Annotated in this window: 10 protein-coding genes and 1 pseudogene; 3 read left to right on the forward strand and 8 right to left on the reverse strand. The window is 44.1% G+C overall.

The window, feature by feature from the left end:
• Positions 1–30: 30 nt before the first annotated feature.
• The gene (locus tag D5I41_RS01465; protein WP_119008160.1) at positions 31–1,032 is read right to left on the reverse strand and encodes a porin; all 1,002 of its coding nucleotides are present in this window, start codon (positions 1,030–1,032) and stop codon (positions 31–33) included.
• Between the two features lie 660 nt (positions 1,033–1,692).
• Positions 1,693–2,271 carry a class I SAM-dependent DNA methyltransferase gene (locus D5I41_RS01470; RefSeq protein ID WP_119008161.1) on the reverse strand — a complete coding sequence of 193 codons (579 nt, stop codon included), beginning with the start codon at positions 2,269–2,271 and terminating at the stop codon, positions 1,693–1,695.
• A gap of 174 nt (positions 2,272–2,445) precedes the next feature.
• On the opposite strand from D5I41_RS01470, the gene D5I41_RS01475 reads away from it, so the two are divergent.
• From D5I41_RS01475 to D5I41_RS01485, 3 genes and pseudogenes are all read left to right on the forward strand, one after another.
• Entirely contained in the window at positions 2,446–3,324 is an 879-nt protein-coding gene (locus D5I41_RS01475) for a LysR family transcriptional regulator (protein WP_119008162.1), read from the forward strand.
• A gap of 171 nt (positions 3,325–3,495) precedes the next feature.
• Positions 3,496–4,155, forward strand: a pseudogene (locus D5I41_RS01480) (cation efflux transmembrane domain-containing protein); the annotation flags it as partial.
• A 232-nt stretch (positions 4,156–4,387) separates the two neighbouring features.
• On the forward strand, positions 4,388–5,572 hold the full coding sequence (locus D5I41_RS01485) for an NnrS family protein (RefSeq protein ID WP_119008164.1): 1,185 nt from the start codon (positions 4,388–4,390) through the stop codon (positions 5,570–5,572).
• A 35-nt stretch (positions 5,573–5,607) separates the two neighbouring features.
• Here D5I41_RS01485 and D5I41_RS01490 read toward each other — a convergent pair whose 3' ends face one another.
• From D5I41_RS01490 to glgB, 6 genes are all read right to left on the reverse strand, one after another.
• Complete coding sequence (locus D5I41_RS01490; RefSeq protein WP_119008165.1) at positions 5,608–6,477, reverse strand: MBL fold metallo-hydrolase; 870 nt, start codon at positions 6,475–6,477, stop codon at positions 5,608–5,610.
• A 167-nt stretch (positions 6,478–6,644) separates the two neighbouring features.
• Complete coding sequence (locus D5I41_RS01495) at positions 6,645–7,496, reverse strand: alpha/beta hydrolase (RefSeq protein ID WP_119008166.1); 852 nt, start codon at positions 7,494–7,496, stop codon at positions 6,645–6,647.
• A 76-nt stretch (positions 7,497–7,572) separates the two neighbouring features.
• Positions 7,573–8,088 carry a hypothetical protein gene (locus D5I41_RS01500; protein WP_119008167.1) on the reverse strand — a complete coding sequence of 172 codons (516 nt, stop codon included), beginning with the start codon at positions 8,086–8,088 and terminating at the stop codon, positions 7,573–7,575.
• A gap of 32 nt (positions 8,089–8,120) precedes the next feature.
• The gene (locus D5I41_RS01505; RefSeq protein ID WP_119008168.1) at positions 8,121–8,495 is read right to left on the reverse strand and encodes an MAPEG family protein; all 375 of its coding nucleotides are present in this window, start codon (positions 8,493–8,495) and stop codon (positions 8,121–8,123) included.
• Positions 8,496–8,592: 97 nt separating this feature from the next.
• Entirely contained in the window at positions 8,593–9,408 is an 816-nt protein-coding gene (locus tag D5I41_RS01510) for a hypothetical protein (RefSeq protein WP_119008169.1), read from the reverse strand.
• Between the two features lie 195 nt (positions 9,409–9,603).
• Positions 9,604–11,781 (reverse strand): 1,4-alpha-glucan branching protein GlgB, encoded by a 2,178-nt coding sequence (glgB, locus tag D5I41_RS01515; RefSeq protein ID WP_119008170.1) that lies wholly within the window; start codon positions 11,779–11,781, stop codon positions 9,604–9,606.
• Positions 11,782–12,336: the final 555 nt, after the last annotated feature.

Consider the following 12,336-nt stretch of genomic DNA (forward strand, 5'->3'; position numbering starts at 1 on the left):
TGCCTTGGTTAGGTATTCTATAAAAGAGAATTATAGATAGTATCGAACACCTAGAGCGTATAGATCATCATCACTTGAGACGTCATCACCTAAGTCAAGTTGGTAACCTGCGTAACCAACAAATGCTGGAGTGAAGTTATATTCTACCTGCAGTGCCATTTGGCTAATAATAGTAATGCTACTGTCATCATCTTCATGAGACTCATAGTTTAGGGAGAAGTTAAGGCTATTTGCTAGAGCAAACGCTGCGATAGCTTCGACACTAGTAGAGTCATACGCCCCTGCACCACCAAGAGCATTTCGGAACGAATCACCCATCTCATAAACAGCAGCTACAAACAAGCCATCGCCATATGTGCCGTATTTCGCTGAAATTAGGTTACCCATCGCGTCATCATTCGAACCGCTAACTGAACCAGTGGTGAAAGCGTAACCTACGAAGATGCCACCTAGATCAAAAGACAAGCCTAATTGACCGCGATTACCATAGTCTGTGCCACCTTCACTGTTATCGCCCTGCCAACCAGCACCTAGATTGAAGTCAATGTTATCTCCAAAATTGAAGGTTTTACGATATGAGATCATTCGCTCTGCACGTCCAGTACCTAGCTCATAACCATTAACATATAAAAAATCATTGGCAAACGCGATTGGCATATCTGCGATGCCACCGATATCGTAATAAGGCGACCATTGAGTACCACCAACACCGCGGCCCCATGTGTCATGCGTGACACCAATGTAACCCAAACGAGTAGAAAATGAGTTGTCACCACCTTCTAGAGTGTTTACGCTCCATTCGCCTTTTACATCGGCGGCCCAGCCGTGACCTAGGTCTTGGGTTGCATTAATGTTGATACGAGGAGAGATTGATTGAACTTCTACTTCATCATCCGCGTCATTACCGATACCCATCGAAATGTGTCCACCAATAGAGAACGTTGAACCACCGCTGTTATACAATTCCACCGCATAAGCTTGACCACTAAATGCGATGCCCGCAATTACACTTGCTAATACTGTCTTTTTCATAATGTCTTTCCATTTACCTATGTGTATAAAAGTTGTGCTAAAAACACTGTAAATGTCGTACGACTTAATCGACTTATTTTTTATTATTTGCAAATTGCTATTCGCTCATTTGCTAAAAGCAACTTACAGAGAAGGTATATATCCTTGTTCCTCTGTTTAGTCATAAACCACTAATTAGTGGTCTAGTCCTACAAATCACCTTTTGTAACAGCGTAGTAATGATTTTTTAATAAACCAAATAAAAAGCGTGCCTAGATCACATTATAAATAACTTACAGGCTATTTAATGCTCAGAACGTGAGTATTGCTGGTCTTTGGGAGGTTAATGACAACTTTCAGCTTTCATTATTGGAGTGCTTATTTCAATTGGAAATAGATAGATTGATCAATGAAGGTTTCCATTGATATATAGGAGATTTTAAATAATGAATTATTTTTCACACTAAGTTATGTCGAACTAATTCGTTAGGTGTGTAGATGAGTGTAATTAGATGTTAAATAAAAACCACAGATGCGAGAAGACTCACTTCTGTCGATAAGCAATGCTGAAATGATTATTCACGATGAATAATCTACCCCTAAAGTGAGAGACATTTAAACCCAGCTAAATATTCGTTGCTTAATCCTATGAGGCTTGAGCAACGTAACTGGGTTCTCTATTTACTTGTAGGCTACACCCATTAAAACAGGCATCGTTGTGCCATCTTTCATCTCGACCTCAAAAGGAATGGAGATTTCGATATCACTAAAGCCAGCTTGATGGAGTATGGAGTGCGCCGACTCTTGCGTCAGCCCCTCTGACTCATCTTCATTCAACCAATCCCAATGTACAAATATCCCTTGCTCATCAAGTAGTGAATAGATAATAGTCGCCGCTTCCTTGAAGTCCGGAATAAAGCCACAGACTGATGAGGCAATAACAAGGTCGAATTGTTTTCTAAATGCAGGGTGCTGAGCCACCAATCCACGAGTGAGCTCGTCAACTACCGGTTCTACATTTACTAAGGTTTTCTTGTCGAGTTCTTCTATCATGGCTTCAGAAGCGTCTAGAGCAACCACACTGCGCGCTAACGGCGCTACTCTTTGGCTCAATAAGCCAGTACCACAACCAAAATCTAATACATTTGCGCCTTTCATTGAGTGAAGCGCTTGAAGCTCTGCGAAAACTAGATCTGAGAATTGAGCAGTTGCTGGGTCTTTCTCCCACTCAGCAGCATAATCATCCCAATTGTGCACCATCTGACTATCCATCCTAAAGTTTGTTGCCTACGCTGAGTAAAGCAAATCTTGGTAAAAAAAGATACAAAATTGCATTTAATACAAAGAGATATTGGGCTTAGATCATGTGTCGCTTGATTTTTCAGCACCCAATCAGTTAATTTTGAAAGCCTACACATTCACAAATGAGTACAAATGAACCTTTCCCATATAGAAGCCTTTGTTCAAGTTGCCCAACATGGCTCCGTATCAGAAGCCGCAAGGCAACTCGATTGCAATCGTACCAAGCTCTCAATGGCTATCAAAGCCCTGGAGAAAGAATTAGACACGAAACTTTATATTCGCAGTGGCAACAATCTTGAGCTATCGGAAGCGGGCAAAGCCATTTACAAAAACTGCGAATCACTGCTAGTGACAGCATCACGTATCAAACAAACGTGCAAACATATCCGCGGCGATTTTACTGCAGAAGTTAGGATCGCGCGAGATGACGCTATACCAGACGATACATGGCAAGAGCTCTCTCTTCGTCTCAACAATAAGTATCCTGCAACCACTTTTAATATTGTTCTCGCATCGAGTGGCGATCTCTCAAACCTAGTAGAAACTAAACAAGTCGATTTTGCCTTTGGCGTAGATTACGAACGCGTAGATGACCCTAGGATTGAGTACACTCCTATTGCCAAAATCAGAATGATGTCAGTATGCAATTCCGATCACCCCCTCAGTAAACAGCGCCGTGTATCCGATGAACAATTACGTAACGCAATGCAGGTTACACTGGCTTACCTCAACGAAAAAGATAACCCTGAACTATTGCCCTTTTCCCTCAAACATATCGGATTTTCAAGCTTCGATTACATCCTCAGTACCATTCGCACAGAAGGTGCATGGGGGGTTCTTCCCGAACCACTCATTCGTCATCTATTAAGAGATGAAACGTTATCAGTCATTAAGCACACTTACGGGCTCACCCAAGAAGAGTTCTGTATGTTCTCCTCTACAGGTATGGAAGCACATCCTGGTATGGTTTGGCTCTGCGATAAGCTCAGTGACTACTTGTTTGATTTCTAGCCCCAGTGGGTGTCAATATTTCTGACGCCACTACAACAGCGTAACTACCTGATATTAATCATTAATTTCTCTTCCGTTCGAGTGACAACCTTGACCTAAGCAAACTTTGATTGAAAGCTTCCTGCCACTCGCAAACAATGAGCACAGTTAGTTTGTTTCAAAAGGTTCATCATGAGTGGTAAAGAACGTTCCTCAGAACGCCGCATTTTAGTTTATTCAGCCCTGTTAACGCTTGGCTTTGCCGTAAGTGGCATTGTCTTGGGTAATTGGGTTGGTTCTATGGTCATTATTTTTGATGGTGCGTATTCTCTTATCAGTTTAGCGTTAACTTTATTGTCACTGCTTGCAGTAACGCTAATGGCACGCCCAAGCAGTAATCGTTTTCCACATGGATTGGCCGCTCTTGAACCTATCGTCATCGCTATTAAAGCCGCAGTTATTTTAGGTTTAGTTTGTATCTCTATCTATTCTGCTATTAACTCAGTTATTGATGGTGGCCGTGAAATCGACACCTCAATTGCAACCTTATTCGGCCTTGTTAACGTGATCGGCTGTGCCTTCGGATGGGTAATGCTCGCAAAGAAAAACAAAGACATTGGTTCCGGACTTATCGCCGCAGAAGTAAAGCAATGGCAAATGGATACCCTGATCAGTGTGGCGGTACTTCTTGGCTTTGTTACTGCATGGTTGATGCTTCAAACCTCACTGAGCGCATACGCGGCATACGCTGACCCTGTGATGATGTTATTAATGGCCGGATACTTCATAAAAGTTCCTGCGGTCATGCTTAAAGACGCGATATCTGAGTTACTGCAGATGTCTGCAAATAAGACTCACAGAGAAGAAATTAAAGTAGAAAGTTGAAAGCGTTCAAATGTAGGCTTAAACAAAGTCATGACCAGCGCTTTATCGGAGGTCTATAGGCGGTAGAGATTCCGAGATATTCTAGCTAGAACCTAATCTCGAGGGCTAAAGACTGTCAGCTGTTAGCCTCATCTATACTTGCATTATTCCCCACTCTAATTTAAAGTTGCATTTAAATTGCAACTTTAAGGTTTTGGCTATGCTAAACATCACAGATAAAGCAAAAGAAGAAGCGATCACACCACTGCTTCGACTTGGCTTTCGTCCCTTCTTCTTACTTGGCGCCCTGTACGCATTTATTGCGGTTCCTGTTTGGATCTACGCGTTCCAAAACGGGCAGCCTGAAGCATTAGGTGCCCCTGCCCTTTGGTGGCACGCTCATGAGATGTTGTTTGGTTTTGCTATGGCTATCGTTGCAGGGTTTGTACTCACCGCAGTACAAAACTGGACTGGGGTTAACGGTACCAAAGGTACTCGACTCGGTCTTATTGTAGCGCTTTGGTTAGCCCCACGAATCCTCTTTTGGACGCCTGCACCGTTTTGGCTTATCTCTGTGGTAGAAAGCTTGTTCTTATTAGCCGTTGCTTATGAGGTCGGAACTCGCGTATTCAAATCCAAGGGGTGGCGAAACTTATTCTTTGTTCCTTTATTTGCCTTAGCCATCTTTGCGAACTTCGCCAGTTACGCGACCATCACAGGCGTTGTACCCTTTACTTCAAGCGCTGTATGGCAAGCGATGCTTTGGTGGTTCATGTTGCTGCTGTCAGTTATGGGCGGGCGAGTGATCCCATTCTTCACCTCTCGCAAATTCAACTTTGATAAGCCGCAGCCTTTATTATGGCTGGAAGTAGCAGGTAATCTTCCTCTGGTTCTACTGTTTATTTTAAGCTTTTTTCCACTGACCTTAAGCCAACTGGAAACACCACTATTTATTTGGGCAGGCGTATTTCAATTAGTGAAGGTGATAAGATGGAAGCCTTGGAAGACTATCAGTGAGCCCTTGGTTTGGGCCCTACATGCTTCCTACGCCTGTATACCTGCGTATTTATTGTTAAAAGGGCTAACGACTAACGCATGGCTTGCCCACACCTCTTTGCACCTGTTTGCTATTGGCGCTCTTTCCGGGCTTATATTGGCCATGATAGCGCGTGTCACCATGGGACATACCGGGCGTAATATTTATCAAGGGCCTAAGATGGGGGTTGCGTTTGCCGCATTGATACTGTCGGCCTTAGTCAGAAGCGTAGGTGTCGGCCTATACCCTGAATACACAATGCAACTGCTTGATGTGGCTACTGTACTGTGGATGCTAAGTTTTGGTCTGTACCTACTTAAGTTTGCCAAAATGCTCGCCACAGCAAGGGCGGATGGTCATCCAGGTTAAGCGCTTTAATCTGAGCTTTTACCGCGCTCAGGCACTCATTTCTTAAACACATTTAACGGAGTCTTCAAATAGGAGACTCCGTTGTTTTCGGGCTCAGGAAAGCGTCCACCGCGAATATTAATCTGTACTGCTGGCAATAGTAAGGCAGGCATGGCTAACGTCGCATCGCGCTGTTGTCGCATCGCTATAAAATCATACTTCGCACTTCCATCATGCACATGAATGTTACTCTGCTTTTGCTCTGCAACCGTCGTTTTGTATAAGCATTCCCTGCCGTTCGGCCCATAGTCATGACACATATACAGCTCGGTTTCTGGTGGCAACTCAAGTATCTTCTGTATTGATGCGTACAATATCTCAGCATCACCACCAGGAAAGTCACAACGTGCCGTACCCATATCAGGCATAAAGATCGTATCACCAACAAACGCAGCAGAGTCGTTTACGACAAAAGTAACGCACGATGGTGTATGACCCGGTGTATGCATTACACGAATGTTCGACGCGCCCAATGGTATAGCTTCATCATCTGCCAACAGAAGATCAAATTGACTGCCATCTGCAACAAACTCTTCTAAGCCAAAAACTTGTTTAAACGTCGACTGCACCGTGGTTATTTCTCTCCCCGTCGCCATTGCCGCACCACTGCGCTCCCTAACGTAGCTGGCCGCGCTTAAGTGATCAGCATGCACGTGTGTCTCCAGTATCCATTGTAGCTTTACATTTTGTTGTTCAGCGTACCTGAGGATACCATCGACAGAGACTGTCGATGTGACCCCTGCTGCTGCATCGTAATCAAGCACAGAGTCAATGATTGCGCTCGATTTTGTAGCGTTATCAGTAACAAGATAGCTATAAGTATTTGAACTATCATGAAAAAAACTTGTGATGGAAACTGGGTTCATTGCGCTCGCCTTTATATTAACAAATGCTAATTAAAGCCTAGAAGGTGCTGGTTATTTCGCAAAGGTCTAATTAAGAACATTTAGGAATAACGGGGAATGCTAGATATGTCAGTAAGAGAAGCAAGTGCCACCATGAATGGCGGCACCTGTGAAGAGCAGAGAAATAACTAAAGGCTCGCTAATTTAACAAAGCTATCTTTGACTGGATCGCTCTTCATAATACGACCATGGCCAAGACCTTTGGTGGTAATCAAGGTCACTTTTTCCATCTCATCTGCGGCGCGCTTTGACACCTCAAAACTGGTGAATCGGTCACCTTTGTCATGCACGATAACCGTTGCATGCTGTCGAAGTTTAAGTTTGCCATACGGGTCAATAGTGTGAATTGGGTAATGATACTCGCTGCTCACCTCTTCGACGACTTCTTCAAACAGCTTCATCGAATAACCGGAGCGCTTAACGCTCCCAAGCAGGTTTTCAAGATATTCAAGCACCGGAGCAATCAACAATAATGGGCAATCAATGGCCTTGTGATGTTTACACTCCACAGTTGAGGCCGTACCCATGCTGTGAGCAATGATCCCATCGACTTTGCCGACACTGTCCAAGATAGCTTCTAACCCTTGCACAAAAGCCGGAATGTGCCCGTAAGCACCCCCACTTGTACCATGCGCTGGCTGATCATAAGCCAAAGCGGTAAAGCCAGATTGGGCCATGAATTCCATTAAAGGGAAAAACTGGTTGGCAGTCCCTGACCACCCATGGTTGAGTACCCAGAGTGGCCCCGTACCTAAGGTATAAGTGGTTAGGTCGCCATGCGCGGATTTAACCACACCTTTGATCATACCCTTAGGTTCTGGATTCTTAGGTTTACTGCGAACCGGAGTGAGCAACAGCTGTCTTGCAATTTTGCGAGCATGCTTAGGTGCAACCTTATGGTGTACACGAGTACCCACATTAACTAAAGAACGGCGTAGGTTAAATTTCTTAGAGGTGTTGAAGTAGATCTTATCGCTCATGTTCGTCCGTGAATCGCTAGTGTAGAGTCGTTACTCTAACATAGGCAGGCAAATGACTGAAAACTTGATTTGGTCGCTAATCTTTTCGTCTTAGGTCACGCGCTAATATTAGTGCTAAACCAAAAATCTGCAAAAACAGCGCTATGTTCTTGTAACGGCTAATGTGCATATCGTTTTGTGAGGTCATTTCTAGCAATGAAATGTTGTTGAGATAGTACTTATCAATGAGGTTGCGCTGCTCATTTTGCTCGCGCTCTAGCATCAGTGACAGGGTTTGTAGATTATTGATGGAGAGCTCTGGCACAGGTTTACCTGTCCAAACCTCAATCTGCTTTGCCAGCTCTGCATTTACAGCTTGATTACTGTCATTGTGGCCAAGCACCACCAGCAATGTTTCCTTTTTTCGTTCAAGGTTTTCAACTCTGTTCCAAGCTAACTGTATGGAACGTAGATTATTGTTTTGTCCTTCATACAGAGCTGCATTTTTTCGTGCTAAATCATCCAGTATTTGGCTAGAAATCACTATTGCGAGCACATTAAGGAGCAGCCCTAAGAAAACCAGCAACCAAGCCGGTGGCCAACCAATTTTCATTTCTCTGCTCCTTAAGAACAATCATCCCATCGTTACGAAAGTGCCTGCACTACGTTCAATGCTGCAAGCAGTCCAATAACCCCAAACGTGCTCATCATCCCAAACACACGGCCCTTCATTTTTCGATTCAATACCGCTAAGCCGTGGGATAAACGCCCTACCACCAGCAGCACGCCTAAAATATGAATCGCCCATTCCGGGGCGCCATTAAACTCGGCAAGCATCAATAACAATAGCCCAATAGGAATATATTCGGTGGCATTACTGTGGGCACCGCGTGCTACCGTTAAGTCATCCACTTGTCCGTCAGCATGAGATACCCGATGTTTTCGGCGCTGTTTAATCACTTGAACAGACAGGTAACATATCCAAACGGCTAAGATGCCCGCATACAAAGAGGTGATCATAAGACTCCGTTTTCAAATTGGTAATAAGTGTGATCATCGAAGAGCGAAGACAGTTCTTCCGATAAAAGAAAGCCCGGAATTAACCGAGCGTGCGTTTCTAATAGATATAACTCACATAAAATAAACCACCGGACATATCTTGTCGCATGGCAAAATCGTCATCTTTATCGACAGAGAAATTGAGTGACGTAGAAGTAAAACCGACGCCAGTCGCAAACGAGTCGGTAATGCTATATTCAGCGGAGATTATGAAATCAAGAAAGTAGCCACTGTAATCATCTATTTTCAAGCTAAAGTAATCTACCGAACCAATCACCTTCCAATCTTCAGCCAATTGGTAGTCCAAACGAAATCCGATAACAGGTAAGGGCGCAATAAGATCAACACTTGATCCTGTTTTCTTTATGCCATTATTGGAACCGCCCTGGACTTTCACTCCGGTACTCAATCCGACATCGAAATCCATAGCATGCACACCAAGGGATACAGAAAGTTCAACATCTTGATTGTGATAAAACGAGTAGGCATAGTTAATTTTGTAGATATCAATATCGGAGTATGAATCGACAAACGCACCAACCTTATACTCTTGTCCATCCCAAATAATATCGCGTGTTAGCTCATTACTTCCATCACTACGTAAACTGAGATAGGCAAATTCAATTCGGTGATAGTTAGTAAAACGGTAGTAGCCATCAATCTTAAAGTTCTTGTTTTCAGTGTCGAGATTGAGGTCATCCTGAAGATTAATTTTAGATCCTACCAAACCTTCTTTCGTTGCCGCCACAATAGTGTCGGTTTGCCATATCCAAAACATGCCTAAGTTGATCTTGAGTCTTTCATCCAACTCTTGTTGTTCTGCGCAAACCACAGAAGAAAACAAGGCAAACAATGCCAACAAACTGTGTTTCATAACGTCCCTTTAAAGCGCACAAAGCATCCTGCTTTGCCAAAGAAAAAACAAATATTTACATAAGGTTAGTATAAAAAACTCAATTAATAACTGACCGACTCTGAATTATAGACAATAAAAAACCCCAAACAGAATAACCGGTTGGGGTTTAGTTCGTTCATCAATTTAGCCCATGCTTGATAGGCTAAGTCGATGTTATTTTACTTTCTTATAGAACACAGTCGATAGCGGTGGCAATACCATGTGAACAGATTGTTCTAAGCCTTGGCTTGCAACGCTTTCTGTTTCTAGTGTTGCCGGTACTGCAACGTTTGCGCCGTTGTACTTCGCATCATCGGTGTTAAGCAGCAGTTCATACTCAGCTTCACCAGGGATGCCTAAGCGGAATTCTTGTTGAGGTACAGGTGTAAAGTTCGATACAACCAACACACGTTCGCCGTTCTCATCAATACGCTCATGAGCAAGAACACTTGCTTCTGCTTCATCTTGCAGACGCCACTCGAAGCCTCTTGGATCATAATCAAGATCATGAAGAGCCGACTCTTGCTTGTACAACTTGTTCAAATCACGCGTTAGGTTTAAAACACCTTGATGACGTTCATAATCCAACAAGAACCATTGCAGTTGGTCATCATGATCCCACTCGGCTGTTTGGCCGAATTCAGCGCCCATGAAGTTTAACTTTTTACCCGGCTGTGCGTACATGTAACCCATGTAAGCGCGCAGGTTAGCGGTTTTTTGCCACTCATCACCTGGCATCTTGTCGTGAATCGCACCCTTACCATATACGACTTCATCGTGAGACAAAGACAGTACGTAGTTTTCACTGTGCGCATACATCAACGGGAATGTAATGGTGTTGTGGTGGTATTTACGATGGATAGGATCTTGCTGAATGTAAGACAAGCTGTCGTGCATCCAACCCATGTTCCACTTAAAGCCAAAGCCTAAACCGCCCAAGAATGTTGGTGCCGAAACGCCAGGAAATGCCGTAGACTCTTCCGCAATGGTCATTGCGTTCGGGAAGTGCTTGTACACTTCTTCATTCATCCACTTCAAGGTAGCGATCGCATCGTAGTTCTCGTTGCCACCGTCTTGGTTCGGAATCCACTGATCGTGGCTACGTGAGTAATCCAAGTACAACATTGAAGCAACTGCATCCACACGGATACCATCAATGTGGTAGTGCTCAAACCAGAACAGTGCGTTCGATACCATGAAACGACGAACATGCTCACGACCTAAGTCATAGATGAACGAATTCCAATCTTGGTGCCAACCGCGACGCGGGTCTGGGTCGTGGTACAGAGGTGTACCATCAAAATTGGCCAAACCGTGATCATCTGACGGGTAATGTGCTGGAACCCAGTCAAGCACAACGCCAAGACCGGCTTGGTGACACTGATCTACAAAGAATTTGAAGTCATCAGGCGAACCAAAGCGACTGGTTGGTGCAAATAGACCAATCGGCTGATAGCCCCAAGAACCGTAGAACGGGTGCTCAGAAATCGGCATAAGCTCTACGTGAGAGTAGCCAAGATCCACGAGGTACGGGATCAATTCTGCAGCCAGTTCACGGTAGTTTAAGAACTCACCTTCTGCATTGCGCTTCCAAGAACCAGCATGAAGCTCATAGAAAGACAGCGCTTCTTTACGCTTTTCCGTCACCGGACGCGTTTGCCATGCACTATCTTGCCATTGGTATTTGTTCTGATCGTAAGTCACAGAAGCAAAAGAAGGATATTGCTCGTGCTGGAAGCCCCACGGATCTTGCTTGTGTGGCAAGCTTTCGCCATGTGGTCCTTTTAATTCGTACTTGTATTGAGAGCCTTCTGCTAACTCAGGGATGAATAGACCCCAAATACCGTAATCAAGGCGCTGCATTGGGTGGCGACGGCCGTCCCAATCATTGAAGTTACCAATGATGCTTACTGCTTGCGCATGCGGTGCATAAACAAGGAAACGAGTACCAGAAATCGTCTTACCATCACGCTCTAGCGTAACGAACTGAGATCCCATATGCTTGTACATCTCTTTAGGAGTGTGCAAGTTGTCGAACTCTTCATATAGAGAGTGATATTGGTATGGGTCGTCGATGATCTGCTCAACGTCACCCCAATGAACCGCTAATTTATAGTGAGTAAAGGTCAGATCACGCTCTTCAGTAAGAACAAACGCATCCATCTCGTCACGCACTAGTTCGATACGCTTGTCACCCAGGATAACCTCTACACGGCTTGCGCCTGGCATCCAAACGGTAAGATAACGACCTTTTTCTCTAACAAATGGGCCTAATACTGAAAATGGGTCAGTAAGTGCTGCTTGACTCAACTTGTGATAAGCAGTTTTAAATTTGTCCTGAGGCTTCTCCACGCCCAATCTCCTTCGATAATTAATTCTTATTTATAATTTTTATCAGTGAGAGCACCCTGCCCTCACCCTAGCCGTTTTTATGTTGTCAGCGATACTATGCCGCTAAGCTAATTGTTCAGATTACCATACTTATTTGACGGTATGTTGAAAGTTGTAATGTTGATCTACAAGCTACAAGCTACAAGCTACAAGCTACAAGCTACAAGCTACAAGCTACAAGCTACAAGCTACAAGCTACAAGCTAGAGCATAAAAACATCGTCATGCTGGAAAGCAACGCTTATCCAGCATCTTAGAGCGCACGCTCAATGCAAAAACACATGTCATCCTGAACTCGATCAGGATCTTAGATAATGCCAATCGCAAAATTACGCACTGCCTGAGGTACTGGATAAGCTTCGCTTTCCAGTATGACGGCGAACTAGCACTGCTTGTAAAAGTGCCATCACCAGATACAAAAATGCCCGCTGAAGTGCGGGCATTTCAGTTCGCTGTGAACTGTAACAAAATTACGAAAATGAAAGTTTGAGCCGTGACTAAGTTTTCGGCATCAAAC

Source organism: Vibrio superstes, from assembly GCF_003569005.1.
Taxonomy (GTDB): Bacteria; Pseudomonadota; Gammaproteobacteria; order Enterobacterales; family Vibrionaceae; genus Vibrio; species Vibrio superstes.